This is a genomic window from Ancalomicrobiaceae bacterium S20, from assembly GCA_040269895.1.
In the GTDB taxonomy this organism is placed as follows: Bacteria; Pseudomonadota; Alphaproteobacteria; order Rhizobiales; family Ancalomicrobiaceae; genus Methyloraptor; species Methyloraptor flagellatus.
In genome coordinates this window covers 4,500,415-4,515,501 of record CP158568.1, presented here as the reverse complement: position 1 = coordinate 4,515,501, position 15,087 = coordinate 4,500,415, and the positions used below count along the sequence as shown (strand labels likewise).

General features: G+C 68.9%; 13 protein-coding genes. 7 read left to right on the top strand and 6 right to left on the bottom strand.

Going from position 1 to position 15,087, the window contains the following annotated elements; translation table 11 throughout:
- Positions 1–308 precede the first annotated feature (308 nt).
- Positions 309–1,406 carry a histidinol-phosphate transaminase gene (gene hisC, locus ABS361_20390; protein ID XBY44348.1) on the top strand — a complete coding sequence of 366 codons (1,098 nt, stop codon included), beginning with the start codon at positions 309–311 and terminating at the stop codon, positions 1,404–1,406.
- Positions 1,403–2,356, top strand: coding sequence for a prephenate/arogenate dehydrogenase family protein (locus ABS361_20385; protein XBY44347.1), 954 nt, complete (start codon positions 1,403–1,405; stop codon positions 2,354–2,356). The genes hisC and ABS361_20385 overlap by 4 nt, the downstream gene beginning before the upstream one ends.
- A 30-nt stretch (positions 2,357–2,386) precedes the next feature.
- Here ABS361_20385 and ABS361_20380 read toward each other — a convergent pair whose 3' ends face one another.
- The gene (locus ABS361_20380) at positions 2,387–4,114 is read right to left on the bottom strand and encodes a methanol/ethanol family PQQ-dependent dehydrogenase (GenBank protein ID XBY46970.1); all 1,728 of its coding nucleotides are present in this window, start codon (positions 4,112–4,114) and stop codon (positions 2,387–2,389) included.
- A gap of 297 nt (positions 4,115–4,411) precedes the next feature.
- Between ABS361_20380 and proB the strand changes: the two genes are divergently transcribed.
- The 3 genes from proB to ABS361_20365 all read left to right on the top strand — a co-directional run bounded on the left by proB (position 4,412) and on the right by ABS361_20365 (position 7,613).
- Positions 4,412–5,533: a glutamate 5-kinase gene (proB, locus tag ABS361_20375; GenBank protein ID XBY44346.1), complete on the top strand. Its 1,122-nt coding sequence runs from the start codon at positions 4,412–4,414 to the stop codon at positions 5,531–5,533.
- Positions 5,533–6,855, top strand: coding sequence for a glutamate-5-semialdehyde dehydrogenase (locus ABS361_20370; protein XBY44345.1), 1,323 nt, complete (start codon positions 5,533–5,535; stop codon positions 6,853–6,855). Before proB ends, ABS361_20370 begins: the two co-directional genes overlap by 1 nt.
- A 68-nt stretch (positions 6,856–6,923) precedes the next feature.
- Positions 6,924–7,613 (top strand): nicotinate-nucleotide adenylyltransferase, encoded by a 690-nt coding sequence (locus ABS361_20365; protein XBY44344.1) that lies wholly within the window; start codon positions 6,924–6,926, stop codon positions 7,611–7,613.
- 21 nt (positions 7,614–7,634) lie between these two features.
- Here ABS361_20365 and ABS361_20360 read toward each other — a convergent pair whose 3' ends face one another.
- From ABS361_20360 to rsfS, 5 genes are all read right to left on the bottom strand, one after another.
- The gene (locus ABS361_20360; GenBank protein XBY44343.1) at positions 7,635–8,858 is read right to left on the bottom strand and encodes a divergent polysaccharide deacetylase family protein; all 1,224 of its coding nucleotides are present in this window, start codon (positions 8,856–8,858) and stop codon (positions 7,635–7,637) included.
- Positions 8,859–9,138: 280 nt separating this feature from the next.
- A complete protein-coding gene (locus ABS361_20355) occupies positions 9,139–10,458 on the bottom strand; it encodes a S41 family peptidase (protein ID XBY44342.1) in 1,320 nt (439 codons plus the stop codon).
- A 14-nt stretch (positions 10,459–10,472) separates the two neighbouring features.
- Complete coding sequence (locus ABS361_20350) at positions 10,473–12,059, bottom strand: peptidoglycan DD-metalloendopeptidase family protein (protein ID XBY44341.1); 1,587 nt, start codon at positions 12,057–12,059, stop codon at positions 10,473–10,475.
- A gap of 25 nt (positions 12,060–12,084) precedes the next feature.
- Positions 12,085–12,567, bottom strand: coding sequence for a 23S rRNA (pseudouridine(1915)-N(3))-methyltransferase RlmH (rlmH, locus tag ABS361_20345; GenBank protein ID XBY44340.1), 483 nt, complete (start codon positions 12,565–12,567; stop codon positions 12,085–12,087).
- A gap of 47 nt (positions 12,568–12,614) precedes the next feature.
- Positions 12,615–12,965 carry a ribosome silencing factor gene (rsfS, locus tag ABS361_20340; protein XBY46969.1) on the bottom strand — a complete coding sequence of 117 codons (351 nt, stop codon included), beginning with the start codon at positions 12,963–12,965 and terminating at the stop codon, positions 12,615–12,617.
- A gap of 393 nt (positions 12,966–13,358) precedes the next feature.
- On the opposite strand from rsfS, the gene ABS361_20335 reads away from it, so the two are divergent.
- Together ABS361_20335 and ABS361_20330 are read left to right on the top strand one after the other, a co-directional pair.
- Complete coding sequence (locus tag ABS361_20335; protein ID XBY44339.1) at positions 13,359–13,871, top strand: RNA pyrophosphohydrolase; 513 nt, start codon at positions 13,359–13,361, stop codon at positions 13,869–13,871.
- 126 nt (positions 13,872–13,997) lie between these two features.
- Entirely contained in the window at positions 13,998–14,975 is a 978-nt protein-coding gene (locus ABS361_20330) for a DUF4892 domain-containing protein (protein ID XBY44338.1), read from the top strand.
- The last annotated feature ends 112 nt before the right edge of the window (positions 14,976–15,087 follow it).

Below are 15,087 nucleotides of genomic sequence, written 5' to 3'. Positions count from 1 at the left end.
CGCCGGCATCCCGTTCCGCGCCGGTCGCCTGGATCGGATCCGCGACAGCACCTGTCGTGGACGCGTCGCCGCGCGGGGCGATCAGCTATTCGCCGCCTCGGCGCCGTGTCAATGTTTTCTTTGATTTCCTCGGCCCCCGATCCTATGAAGAGGCCCTTCCGAGCGGTTCGATCGCGGGGCGTGGATCCCTCCCGTCCCATGAAGCCGAACCACTCACAATCAGACGTGTGATCGATCACTCCCGCGAATGGATCAGGCATCCGAGGGGTTGATGGACCACCAGACCGCGTGTCACTGCGGAGAGCCCCATGAACAGCGTCGTTCGTCCCGTCCCGAGGTCCGGCATTCTCGACATCGCCCCGTATGTTCCGGGCAAGTCGACAGCGACGGGCGGCACGAAGCTGCATAAGCTCTCCTCCAACGAGACGCCGCTCGGTGCCAGTCCGAAGGCGATCGAGGCCTATCGCGACCTCGCCGCCAAGCTCGAGTTCTATCCCGACGGTTCGGCGACCCGGCTGCGCGAGGCGATCGCCCGCGCCCATGGCCTCGGCGCCGACCGCATCGTCTGCGGCAACGGCTCCGACGAGATCCTGCATCTCCTGACCTCGATCTATGTAGGACCGGGCGACGAGGGCGTTTATTCCGAGTACGGTTTCCTGGTCTATCCGATCGCGATCACCGGCGCCGGCGGCACGCCGGTCAAGGTGCCCGAGAAGAACTTCACGGCCGACGTCGACGCGCTGCTGGCCGCCGTGACGCCGAAGACCAAGATCATGTTCCTGGCCAACCCGAACAACCCGACCGGCTCCTATCTGCCGTTCGACGAGGTCAAGCGCCTGCACGCCGGCCTGCCGCCGCACGTGCTGCTCGTGCTCGACGCGGCCTATGCCGAATACGTCCGGCGCAACGACTACGAGAGCGGCATCGAGCTCGTCTCGCAGTCGAACAATGTCGTGATGGCGCGCACCTTCTCCAAGATCTACGGCCTCGCCGGCCTACGGATCGGCTGGATGTACGGCCCCGAGCACGTCGTCGATGCGCTGAACCGCTATCGCGGGCCGTTCAACATGAACGCCGCCGCGATCGCCGCCGGGGCGGCCGCGATCGAGGATCGCGAATTCGCCGCCCGTGCCGGCGATCACAACGAGACCTGGCTGCCGAAGGTGACCGAGGCGCTGAGCGCCATCGGCCTGACCGTGACGCCGTCGGTCGGCAACTTCGTGCTGGTCCATTTCCCCGACCGCGACGGACGGCGCGCGCCGGACGCCGACGCGTTCCTGCAGTCGCAGGGCATCATCGTGCGCCGCATGGACGCCTACGGCCTGCCCAATGCGTTGCGCATCACCATCGGCTCGGCCGAGGCGAACGAGGACGTGATCGCCGCGCTGACGGAGTTCCTGAAGTGACGGAACCCGTCTTCGGCAAGCTGGCGCTCATCGGCATCGGCCTGATCGGCTCGTCGATCGCCCGCGCCGCGCGCGCCTACGGGCTGGTCGGCGAGATCGCGATCTCGACCCGCCGGCCCGAGACGCTCGCCCGCGCTCGCGAGCTCGGCCTCGGCGATCTCTATTCCGCCGATCCGGCCGAGGCGGTGCGCGGCGCCGACTGCGTGATCGTTTCGGTGCCGGTCGGCGCTTCGGGCGCGGTGGCCGAAGCGATCGCCCCGGCGCTGAAGCCGGGCGCGATCGTCTCCGACGTCGGTTCGGTCAAGGGCGACGTCGTCAAGCAGATGGCGCCGTTCATTCCGGAAGGCGTGCATTTCGTGCCGGCGCATCCGGTCGCGGGCACCGAGCATTCCGGCCCGGACGCCGGCTTCGCCGAGCTGTTCCGCGGCCGCTGGTGCATCCTGACCCCGGTGCCGGGCACGGAAGAGGCCGCGACCGAGCGGCTCGCCCGGTTCTGGGCCGCGATGGGCTCGAAGGTCGAGACCATGACGCCGGAGCACCACGACATGGTGCTGGCGATCACAAGCCACATCCCGCATCTGATCGCCTACAACATCGTCGGCACCGCCGCCGACCTGGAGAAGGTGACCGAGTCGGAGGTCATCAAGTTCTCCGCCGGCGGCTTCCGCGACTTCACCCGCATCGCGGCGTCCGATCCGACCATGTGGCGCGACGTGTTCCTGCACAACAAGGACGCGGTGCTCGAGATGCTCGGCCGCTTCATCGAGGATCTGTTCGTGCTCCAGCGCGCGATCCGCTACGCCGACGGCGACGCGCTCTACGACCTCTTCGCCCGCACCCGCGCAATCCGCCGCTCGATCATCGACGTCGGCCAGGACACCGCCGCCCCGGACTTCGGCCGGCAGGTGGTGGAAAAGGTCACAGCAGAAGCAGACGCGGCGGCGCCCTGAGCGCCGCCGCGAGGGCCGCAAGGCGCCCCCTCACCGCAACCCGAACACCGTCAGCACACCGCCCATTGCGGTGTAGCTCGAGAGGCTCTGGTAGGCGCCGACCGCGCCGGAGCCGTCTTGCGGGTCGGTGAGGCCGGCGGCGATGCCGATGCCGGCCCAGCCGCCGACGCCGGAGAGCACGGCGACATACTGCCGGCCCTTGTGCGTGTAGGTCATCGGATTGCCGACAATGCCGGACGGCGTCTTGAACCGCCAGAGTTCCGCTCCGGTCTTGGCATCGACGGCTTTCAGATAGCCCTCCAGCGTGCCGTAGAACACGAGCCCACCCGCGGTCGCGAGTGCGCCCGACCACACCGAGAACGGCTCTTCCTTCGCCCAGACGATCTTGCCGGTCTTCGGATCCCAGGCGATGAAACGCCCGGTCCGGCCGTCGGCCTCCTTCGGCCCGTAGAGCGTCAGCGTCGCGCCGACGTAAGGTTGCCCCGGCGTGTAGGTGACGCGGAACGGCTCGTAGTCCATGCAGAGCCGGTTGACCGGCACGTAGTTGAGGCCGGTCAGCGGCGAATAGGCCGAGGGCGCCTGGTTCTTCGCGCCCGGCGCGCCCGGGCAGATGCCCTGCGTGGTCTCGTCCTCGCCCTTGGTCTCGGTCGAGTAGCGCTTGTCGACCAGCGGCCGGCCATAGGTCGGGCTCGCCTTGTCCATGTCGACCCTGGTCGCCCAGTTGACGGTCGGCTCGAACTTCTCGGCGACCAGCAGTTCGCCGGTCACCCGGTCGAGCGTATAGCCGAAGCCGTTGCGGTCGAAGTGGCTGAGCACCTTGCGCGACCGACCGTCGATCGTCTGCTCCGACAGCACCATCTCGTTGACGCCGTCATAGTCCCATTCGTCGTGCGGGGTCATCTGATAGACCCACTTCGCCGTGCCGGTCTCGGGCGAACGGGCGAATATGGTCATCGCCCATTTGTTGTCGCCCGGCCGCTGCATCGGGTTCCAGGTCGAGGGATTGCCGGCGCCGTAGTAGAAGAGGTCGAGCTCCGGATCGTAGGAGAACCAGCCCCAGGTGCAGCCGCCGCCGAGTCTCCACTGGTCGCCCGACCAGGTCTTCAGGCTGGAATCCCTGCCGATCGGCTTGCCGAGCTCGGTGGTCTTGTCGGGATCGACGAGCAGATCCTCGTCCGGCCCGACCGAATAGGCGCGCCAGAGCCGCTTGCCGGTCGCGGCCTCATAGGCCGTGATGTGGCAGCGCGCGCCATATTCGCCGCCGGCGATGCCGACGATGATCTTGTCCCGGATCGGCAGCACCGTCGCCGAATTGGTCTCGCCGCGCGCGATGTCGCCGTTCTTGACGCTCCAGAGCACCTTGCCCGTCTTGGCGTCGAGCGCCACCACCGTCGTGTCGGCCTGATGCAGGAACACCCGGCCGTCGGCATAGGCGAGGCCGCGATAGACCGTGTCGCAGCACATGATCGCGATCGTCTGCGGATCCTGCCGCGGGGTGTAGCTCCAGAGCACGCGGCCGTCGTGGTCGAGATCGAGCGCGTAGATCATGTTGGGGAACGGCGCATGGACATACATGACGTCGTCGACGACCAGCGGCCCGCCCTCATGGCCACGGAGCGCGCCGGTCGAGAACGACCACACCGGTGTGAGATCCTTCACATTGGCCGTGGTGATCTGGTCGAGCCTCGAGAATCGCGTCGCCGCATAGTCGCCGGTCTGGATCGCCCATTGGCCGGGATCGGCGAGCTTTGCCGGCAGGTCGCCGGCCGCGCCGGGCGATGCGCCTTCGAGGCAGAGCGTTGCGGCGAGGGCCAAAATAAAGGCGCACAGGCGGTTCAAGGCAGCTCTCCCCACGACCGTTCGAGCGTGGCCGGATCGGCGACCAACACGTGGCCGTTTAATAAGGCGCCGGAACGACATGGAGAAGCATGTCCAACGCCGGGCCGCTGCGATGCCGCCTCGCTTGCGCCGCGGCCCGATCGCGCCTAAGCGTGGCGTCCCCGGCCCATGCGCTCTCTCGCGAGAGCCCCGACCCATCCGAAGACTGCCTCTGCCATGATCCGCCGCCTCGAAGACTACCGCCGCATCGTCGTGAAGATCGGATCGGCCCTGCTGGTCGACCGTGCGACCGGCGAGCTCAAGGCGCCATGGCTGGCGAGCCTCGCGGCGGATGTCGCCGCGCTGATGAAGGATGGCCGCGAGGTGCTGCTGGTCTCCTCCGGCGCGATCGCACTGGGCCGCGGCAAGCTCGGCCTGCGCAAGGGCCCGCTCGAGCTCGAGGAGAGCCAGGCCGCCGCCGCCGTCGGCCAGATCGCGCTCGCGCGCGCCTATTCGGAGGTGCTCGGCGCCCATGGCTATATCGCCGCGCAGGTGCTGCTCACCCTCGACGACACCGAGAACCGCCGCCGCTATCTGAACGCCCGCGCGACGCTCGGCACACTGCTCGAGCGCCGCGCGATCCCGGTCATCAACGAGAACGACACGGTCGCGACCTCCGAGATCCGCTACGGCGACAACGACCGCCTCGGCGCCCGCGTCGCGACCATGGTCGGCGCCGATTGCCTCGTGCTGCTCTCCGACATCGACGGGCTCTACACCGCCCCGCCGAACGACGACCCGAACGCGACGCTGATCCCGGTGGTCGAGAAGATCACCCCCGAGATCGAGGCGATCGCCGGCGGCGCCGGCTCGGAACTGTCGCGTGGCGGCATGAAGACCAAGATCGAGGCCGGCAAGATCGCCACCGGCGCCGGCACCTCGATGGTGATCTCGCTCGGCAAGCGCATGAACCCGCTCGCCGCCATCTCGAAGGGCGAGCCGTCGACCTGGTTCCTCGCCGAGGAGAACCCGGTCACGGCGCGCAAGAAATGGATCGCCGGCAGCCTCGACGATCGCGGCGCCGTCGTGGTCGATGCCGGTGCGGTGCGCGCGCTCAGGCAGGGCAAGAGCCTGCTGCCGGCCGGCTGCGTGCGGGTCGAAGGCCGCTTCGCCCGCGGCGACACGGTGATGATCCAGGGCCCGGAGGGCGAACTCCTCGGCCGCGGCCTCGTTGCCTTCGATGCCGACGACGCCGGCGCGATCCTGGGTCGCAAGACCCATGAAATCGAGGCGATCTTGGGATATACGGGTCGGATGGAGATGATCCATCGCGACGACATGGTTCTGAGGGGCGAGTGATGGCGGATGCAGCCCGCGTGATCGACGGCAGCGGCCTGAACGACAGCGGCCTGAACGGCAGCGGTTCGGTCGAGACCGTCATGCGTGAGATCGGCCAGCGCGCCCGCGCGGCCGCGCGCGTGCTCGCGGTCGCCCCGCGCGCGCAGAAGGACGCCGCGCTGAAGGCCATGGCTGTGGCGATCCGCGCCCGCGCCGCGGCCATCCTGGCCGCCAATGCCGAAGACGTCGCCGATGCCAAGCGCGAGGGCATGGCCGCTTCCTTCGTCGACCGCCTGACCCTGACGCCGGCGCGCCTCGACGCGGTCGCGACCGGCATCGAGGAGGTCGCCAGCCTCGAAGATCCGGTCGGCCGCATCCTCGCCGAATGGACCCGGCCGAACGGCCTGCGCATCCGCCGCGTCGCGACGCCGCTCGGCGTGATCGGCATCATCTACGAGAGCCGTCCGAACGTGACCGCCGATGCCGGCGCGCTCTGCCTGAAGAGCGGCAACGCCGCGATCCTGCGCGGCGGCTCGGACAGCTTCCGCTCCTCCGCCGCGATCGTCGAGGCGATGCGCGCCGGCCTCGGCGAGGCCGGCCTCGCGCCCGACGCGATCCAGCTGGTGCCGACCCGCGACCGCGCGGCGGTCGGCCAGATGCTGGCGGGGCTCGACGGCAATATCGACGTGATCGTGCCGCGCGGCGGCAAGAGCCTGGTCGCGCGCGTCCAGACCGAGGCACGCGTGCCGGTGTTCTCGCACCTGGAAGGCATCTGCCACGTCTATGTCCATGCCGGCGCCGATCTCGACATGGCGCGCCAGATCGTGCTGAACGCCAAGATGCGCCGCACCGGCGTCTGCGGCTCGGCCGAGACCCTGCTGGTCGACCGCGCGGTCGCCGTGACCCATCTCGGGCCGATCCTGCAAGATCTCGCCGCCGCCGGCTGCGAGATCCGCGGCGACGGCGCCGTCGCGGCCGCGCTCGCCGGCGTCGTGCCGGCGACCGAGGCCGACTGGTCGACCGAATACCTCGACGCGATCATCTCGGTCCGCGTGGTCGACGGTCTCGATGCCGCCATCGCACATATCGAGACCTACGGCTCGCACCACACCGAAGCGATCGTCACCGAGGACGAGGCGGCCGCGACCGCCTTCATGAACCGCGTCGACAGCGCCATCGTCGCCTGGAACGCCTCCACCCAGTTCGCCGACGGCGGCGAATTCGGCTTCGGCGGCGAGATCGGCATCGCGACCGGCAAGATGCACGCGCGCGGGCCGGTCGGTGTCGACCAGCTCGTTTCGTTCAAATATTGCGTCTACGGTGACGGCCAGACCCGCCCCTGAGGCGCGTTTCGAGCTCTTTCCTTGCGCCACACCGGCCGCCCTCCGACCGAGACCGCTCCGACTTGGCCATGTCCGCCACCCCGCCCTCCGACAGGCCCGGCGCTCCCCCGACGGGAGCGACGGCAGCCGCGCTTTATTCCGGCGATGCCGGGGCGGCCGACCTGCGCATCCCGCCGACGACGCCCGGCATGCGGATCGGGCTGTTCGGCGGCTCGTTCAACCCGCCCCATGCCGGCCACGTGCATGTCGCGGAGACCGCGCTCGCCCGCCTCGGCCTCGATCGGGTCTGGATGATGGTGACGCCCGGCAACCCGCTCAAGGATCGCGGCGCGCTCGCCCCGCTCGGCCGCCGCATCGCCGCGGCGCGGACACTGACGCACAATCCCCGCGTCGTCGTGACCGCGTTCGAAGCCTCGCTCGGCGCGACCTATTCATGGCAGACCGTCGCCCGTCTGGTCCGCGCGCATCCGCAGGTGCGCTTCGTCTGGGTCATGGGCGCCGACAATCTGGCGAGCTTCCACCGCTGGCAGCATTGGCGCCGCATCGCGAGCGCCATGCCGATCGCGATCGTCGATCGCCCGGGCTCGACGCTCGCCGCGCTGTCCTGCCGGGCCGGCCGCGCGCTCGACCGCTATCGCCTCGCGGAGGCCGATGCCCGTTCGCTCGCCGACCACGCCGCGCCGGCCTGGGTCTTCGTGCATGCCCCGCGCGTGCCGATCTCGTCCTCGGCGCTGCGCGCCGACGGCCACAGGCTCTGAAGCCTTACCGCCAGCGGCGGATCACCCCGCGAACCGCGCCAGCGACGACACCGGCACGAGCACTAGGCCGCGGCTGTCGAGCGACTTCGCCCATTCCGCGAGCTTCTTGACCGTGATCGGCAACGCGCTCGCGACGCCGATCGCCGAGCCGTTGGTCCGCGCGAGCTGCTCGAGCTGGGCGAGGCGCGCGTCGATACCAGCGTCGGTCGCGACCTGATCGACGACCACATCGGCGCGCGCGAACGGCGTCCGCGTCTTGCGCGACACCTGGACGGCGACCGACCGGCTCGACGTGCCGTCGTCGAGGTACATGAGGCCGCGCGTACCGATCTCCTTCAGGAACGGCTCCAGCGCCGTTTCCGTCGCCGTGTACTTGCCGCCCATGTAGTTCATCACGCCGACGTAGTTGGTCACGCGCGACAGGAGCCACTGGACCTTGTCGGGGTTCTGCTCGACCGGCCCGCCGGCGAGCAGCGTGTGCGGGCCCGGATCGTTGTCGGGATAGTCGAACGGCTCCATCGGGATCTGCAGCAGCAGTTCGTGGCCGTCCTGGCGCGCGCGCGCGACCCAGCGATCGAGGCTGCCGCCGTAGGGCGCAAAGCCGAGCGTGATGCCGCCGGGCAGCTGGCGCAGCGCCTCCTGCGTCGCGGTCTGGCTGAGACCCAGGCCGCCGACGATCATGACCACCTTCGGCTGCGACGACGGCCGGCGCGGCGCCGGCCTCGCGTAGACTTCGAGCGGCCGCGTGCCGTCCGCCGCGACCTTGGGCAGGATACCGTAGCGGCCCTTGTCGCTGACGCGGGCGACCGGCGTCGTGGTCAGCGGCTGGCCTTCGACCACCTCCGGCGCCCGCCGGGCCGCGTCTTCCGGATCGAGCGCGAGTTGCCCGGACGGCGCGCCCGCCTCGGCCTTGGCCTCCGCGCCGGCCGGCGCTGCGGCATGCTCGCCACCGGTCGCCTCCGACGCCGTCTCGGCGCCGCCATGCGCGGCCGCGGCCGGCTTGCGCGTGCGATCGGGCATGTCCTTGACGCCGACGTCGCTCGGCCCTATCCCGGTCCGGCCGCGATCGACCCGGACGACCGCCATCGGCTCGCCGCCGAGCGGATCCTTGACCAGCGCGATCCAGACGCCACCGATCATCGCCACCAGTGCCACGATCGACAGGCCGATGACGCCGTAGGGAACGCGTTTCCACCCGCTGAATCGCTTCGCCGTGCCGAGCGGCTCGTTGAGATCGCGTGCCATGCGCTCCAGATCTGCCCCAGGTCTGTTCCAGTTTCGCCGCCGAGCCGACGCCGACGTCTCACGGACGCCGGCCCCCGCGCTGCCGACCGCGGCGCCGCACGGAAGCGCGCGCCCCGCTCCGAACGGCATCGACGATCGGCGGGCATCCGGTCCCGGCGACCCGCGCCCTCCTCGCGCGGTCGGCCGATCCCGACGCCCGGCCTCGAAAGTCCCGGAATCAAAGGACCGCCGACCCGTTCCCGGCCCGGCGGTCCCGATTATCGTGCGAGGCTCCGAACGATCAGTTCGGAATCGCCGTCTTCGGATTGGGCGGGAAGGCGCTGTTGACCTTGATTCCCTTCAGGAGATCGTAAGCGTAGTTGAGCGCCTTGTCGTCCTTTTCGTCCTTCGGCACGTAGGCCTGCGAACCGGACTTCTCCTCGACCGCGTCGGCGGGGTTCTTCAGGTGGCCCTTCAGACCGGCCTCGCCCTTCGTGTCGTCCTTGCCCTTGAGGTCGGCAGGGCTGTCCTGCATCACCTCGATGTCCGGCTCGATGCCCTTGGCCTGGATCGACCGGCCCGACGGCGTGTAGTAGCGCGCCGTGGTCAGGCGGATCGCGCCGTTCTGGCCGAGCGGGATGATCGTCTGCACCGAGCCCTTGCCGAACGAGCGCGTACCGACCACCGTCGCGCGACGATGATCCTGCAGCGCGCCGGAGACGATCTCTGAGGCCGAGGCCGAACCGCCGTTGATCAGCACGATCAGCGGCTTGCCCTTGGTCAGATCGCCGGAGCGGGCGTTGTAGCGCTGCGTCTCGTCGGCGTTGCGGCCGCGGGTCGAGACGATCTCGCCGCGCTCCAGGAACGCGTCGGACACCGCGATCGCCTGATCGAGCAGGCCGCCGGGGTTGTTACGCAGGTCGAGCACATAGCCCTTGACCTTGTCCGCGCCGCCGACGTCCTTGTTGATCTTGTCGATGCCGTCCTTGAGACCGTCGAAGGTCTGCTCGGTGAACTGGGTGATCCGGATATAACCGATGTCGCCCTCGTTCTTGGCCTTCACCGACTTGATCTTGATCGTGTCGCGCACGATCTTGACCTCGACCGGTTCGTTGACGCCCTCGCGCTTGAGGCTGAGCGTAATCGCCGAATTGACCGGGCCGCGCATCTTGTCGACGGCCTGGTTCAGGGTCAGGCCCTGCACCGGATCGCCGTCGAGCGACAGGATGATGTCGCCGGCGCGCACGCCGGCGCGGGCCGCCGGAGTGTCGTCGATCGGGGTCACGACCTTGAGGACGTTGTCCTCCATCGTCACCTCGATGCCGAGACCACCGAACTCGCCGCGCGTCTGCACCTGCATGTCGCGGAAGCTCTTCGGCGGCAGGTAGCTCGAATGCGGGTCGAGCGACGACAGCATGCCGTTGATCGCCGCCTCGATGACCTTCTGCTCATCCGGCGGCTCGACGTAGTCGGCCCGGATCCGGTCGAACACTTCGCCGAACAGGTTGAGCTGGCGATAGATATCAGCATTGGCAGCGCTCGCGGTGCCGGCGATCAGGCTCTTGCCTTGGCTGACGCCGATCACGGCACCGGCACCGATCGCGACCCCCACGAACAACATCGACAGCTTGCGCATTATCCGCGAACCTTTTCGTCTCGCGAGCGAGCCCACCACGGAGCGGGGTCGATCGAGGTATTGTCTTTCCTGAACTCGACGTAGAGAACCGGCTGAGTGGAGCCCTGCTGGGTGGCGCCCGGCTGGGTCGTCCTGTCACCGTCCGGTGACCCGGACGTCGATACTGCTGCTCCGGCGGCGTGCCGCTGCCCCATCACGCCCACCGGTTCGCCGGCGAGGACGAACTGTCCGTTTTCCACGTCGATCCGGTCCATTCCAGCCAGAACGATATGATATCCACCGCCGCCGTTGATAATCAAGACTTTGCCGTAGGACCGGAACGGTCCAGCGAACACGATCCAGCCATCGCAAGGTGAAGTCACGCGCGATTCGGGCCGCGCCGCGATGGAAATTCCTCTGACCGTGCCGCCGGTTCCGTCGTCGTCCCCGAAATTCTTCAGGATCGCCCCGCCGACGGGCAACGGCAGCAGACCCTTTGCATCCGGGAAAGGTACGGCGGGTTGAAGGCGGGCCGCGTCGCCGAGCGACGCTGTCACGGTCTTTTGATCGGGTTTTCCGTCGCCCTTGGCCAGCCGGTCGGCATCGGCCTTCCTGGCCGCTTCCGCAGCCTTGCGGCTCGAATCGATATCGGTCTCGAGCTTGCCGATCAGCTCCTTGAGCGATCCGGCCTTGGCGGCCAGTTCCTCGGCGCGGCGGCGCTCGTCGGCGAGCTTCTGCTCCTGCTCGCCGCGCGCCTTCCGGCGCTCCTCCATCAGCGTCTCCAGCCGCGCGCGCTCCTCGGCGAGCGAGGTCGCATCGGCGCGAAACTTGTCGCGCTCGGCGACCGCCTTCTCGCGGATCTTGGTATAGTTCTCGAGGTCCGCGACCAGCGCCTCGGCCTCGTGGCGCAGTTCCGGCAACACCGCGCCGATCAGGATCGCGCTGCGCACCGAGGCGAGCGCGTCTTCGGGTCGCACCACCACCGCCGGCGGCGGCTTGCGCCCGATGCGCTGCAGGGCCGCCAGCACGTCGGCCAGCACGGCGCGCCGCTTGGCGAGCGACGCCCTGACCTTGGCCTCGTCGTCGGCGATCGCCTTGATGCGCGTCTCGCGGGCGCCGAGATCGCTGTCGAGCGCCTTCAGCCGCGCCGCCGCAGCGAGCACCTGCTCGTTGAGCCGCGTGCGATCCTTCTCCAATGCCTCGATTTCGAGCCGGATCTGCGCCTCGCGCTCCTTGCCGAGCGCGCTGTCGCGCGTGATCCGCTCGAGCTCCGTTTCGACCGCCTGCCGGCGCGCTTGAGCCTCGGACGCGGGGGATGCCGCCGGGGGCGGGCTAGTGTTGGACTTGGGATCGCCCGGCGTCGGATCCGTGGGCGCGACACTGTCGCGAAGCGGCAAGCGGTCCGACGGCTTGGCGCCGGTCTGGGCCAGGGCCGCCGGCCCGAGCGCCTGCACGGCGATCAGCGCGATGCCGAGCCGGCGCGCCCATCGCGCCCGCCTCGCCGTCGCCGCTCGCCGCTGCCGCATGCCGGAAACCTCGCCGATCGCGCCCGTCCATCCGGCCGAAACTCGGCCCGAACGCGTTAAGATTCCGTCAACCATACGCATCCCGGCCAGAGCCCGCACGAAGCGGTCACGAGCGATGATAGGGATGGCCGGACAGGATCGTGATCGCGCGATAGGCCTGCTCGGCGAGCAGCAGTCTCACGAGCTGGTGCGGCCAGGTCATGGTGCCGAAGGCGATGGTGAGATCCGCGCGCGTCCTGAGCGCCGCGCCATGGCCGTCCGCGCCGCCGATCGCGAACACGAGCGCCGGAACGCCGGCATCCCGGCGGCGGCCGATCTCGGCGGCAAATTCCTCCGACGACGGATTGCGGCCGTTCTCGTCGAGCAGCACGAGGGTCGCCTTGTCCGGCACCGCCGAGAGCAGAAGACGCGCTTCCTCGTCGCGCCGGTCGTCGGCGCGGGGCGCGCGCGATTCGGAGAACTCGCGAACCTCGACCGGCCCCAGCCCGATCACGCGACCGGACTTGGTCGCGCGTTCGACGTAGCGGTCGACCAGCTCGCGTTCCGGTCCCGCTTTCATACGGCCGATGGCGACGACGAGGATACGCAAGTGAAAAACGTCCTATCGCCGTCGCACGACCTTGTCCGGCGACGGTCTCAGGCCTGGGAACGCGGCGCCGCCGGCTCGGCGGACCACATCTTTTCCAGGTTGTAGAAGCCGCGGACTTCCGGGCGGAACACGTGCACCAGCACGTCGCCCGCGTCGACCAGCACCCAGTCGCAATGCGGCAGACCTTCCACGCGCATGTCGTGGAGGCCCTTCTCCTTCAGATCCTGTAGGAGACGGTCCGCGATCGCGCCAACGTGGCGGTGCGACCGGCCGGACGCCACCACCATGGCGTCGCCGAGCGACGACTTGCCCTGGATGTCGATGGAGACGATGTCCTCGGCCTTCGAGTCTTCGAGGCTCGCGAGGACGGCTTTCAAAACGGTCGCCGAATCGAGCATCTCGCCCGGGGACCGCGAAGGATCGACGAGACCCGCGACGGGTCGCACGTCCTCCGACCTGATTGCCATGGTCAGCTGAGTGACCTCCTTCATGGGCGGCATCCGCCTCGACCGGAACGATCCGGTCTCGCGAAGCCGATCGGATCGCTCCGACCGTCACAGAATAGCGACTGAGGCGCCATGGTTTCAAGACGCTCTCGCGACGGCAGGCGACCGACCAAGTCGTTTTTTCGCCAGTAATGCGCGGAAACCACGCTCTCTGTCACACGATCTGGCATGGCCGAGGCTTTCAGGTGACCCGCGCCGGCGGATCGGCTAGACGAGATCGCGACCCGCGGAGGCCCTCGACAAGGCCGCCGACGGAAGCCGAAACCCGCAAGACCGGAGCCAACGATGACCGAGATCGCCTTCGAGGATCTGCCCTATCGCCCCTGCGTCGGCGTCATGCTCTTGAACGCGCAAGGTCTGGTCTGGGTCGGCCGCCGCTTCGACGAAGGCCAGGTCGAGCATGTCGCGCCCGGCCACGAATGGCAGATGCCGCAGGGCGGCATCGATCCGGGGGAGGATCCGCTGGAGGCGGCGCGGCGCGAGCTCTGGGAGGAGACCAACGTCCGCTCCGCGACCCTGCTCGCCGAAGCGCCCGACTGGTATGCCTACGACATCCCGCGCTCGGTGGTCGGCGAGCGCTGGAAGCACAAGTGGCGCGGCCAGACGCAGAAATGGTACGCGTTCCGCTTCGAGGGCGACGAGCGCGAGATCGACATCGCCAACCCGCCGGCCGGCGACGTCGAATTCGCGGAATGGCGCTGGGAGCGCATGGAGCGCCTGCCCGACCTGATCATCCCGTTCAAGCGCCCGGTCTATGAGAAGGTCGTCGACGCGTTCCGGGGCTTCGCGGCGCCCTGAGCACGGCGGCACCAAGACGCCGGCCGGCAGGGGGCGTCCTCACGTGGTGAAGCTTCTGTTCAGCCGCGCGTCATCTTGATGGCATCATGGTGTCGGCACGTTTTGTCGAACCCTGGAGCATTGCAGATGAAGTCGTTCGTTTCCGGCGGTCGCCGTGCCGCACGCGTCGCCGCGCTCGTTCTCGCCGTCTCCGCCGCGTCGGCCTTCGCCAAGGATGTCGCCGGCTCGAAGGACCATCCGCTGGTCGGCCGCTATGCCGGCGCCGAAATCACCAGCTACACGTCGTCGGACTTCGACGAGCAGCAATTCCTGATCGGCCCCGTCGACCTGAAAGCCGATGGCGAGAAATTCACCGACGCCAACGCCATCAAGGTCGAGGGCAAGGTCGTCCGTATCCGCTATGACGCGCCGAAGGATCGCTCCGCGCTCGAGATCATGCGCAACTACGAAACCTCGCTCAAGGCGAAAGGCTTCGAGCCGATCTTCGCCTGCGCCGACGCGACCTGCTTCAAGGGTGTCGGCAGCTCTTTCCGGATGGCCTCCTTCGCAGGCGACGGCAACGTCAACTATCGGTACGGCGACGGCGTGCGCTACCTTCTCGCCAAGGCGAGCCGGCCCGCCGGCGACGTCTACGCCGCCGTCTTCGTCGGCACCTCGAAGACCGGACCGCTGGTGCGCGTGACCGCCGCCGACCTGAAGCCGATGCAGGGCGACCAGATCCAGTTCATCGACGCCGGCGCGATGGCGCAGTCGATCGCCGCGACCGGCCATATCGGGCTCTATGGGATCCAGTTCGACTTCGACAAGGCGGAACTGAAGCCCGAGTCGCGCCCGACGCTCGACGAGATCGCCAAGGTGCTGAAGGCCGATCCCGCCCTCGCCCTGGTCGTCGCCGGTCATACCGACGCCAAGGGCGGCTTCGACTACAACGTCGACCTGTCGAAGCGCCGCGCCGCCGCCGTCGTCGCCGACCTGACCGGTCGCCACGGCATTGCCGCGCAGCGCCTGACCCCGTTCGGCGCCGGCATGGCCGCGCCGATCGCCTCCAACGACGACGAGACCGGTCGGTCGAAGAACCGCCGGGTCGAGCTGGTCAAGCGCTGATCCACATCGGCTCTGCCCACGGCCGAAGTCCGATCGGCCCGAAGACGGGCGGCATGCCCGTTCGGCTTTGACCACTGGCGTCCCATCCGCGAAAGTGGCATTCCCGAAGCCC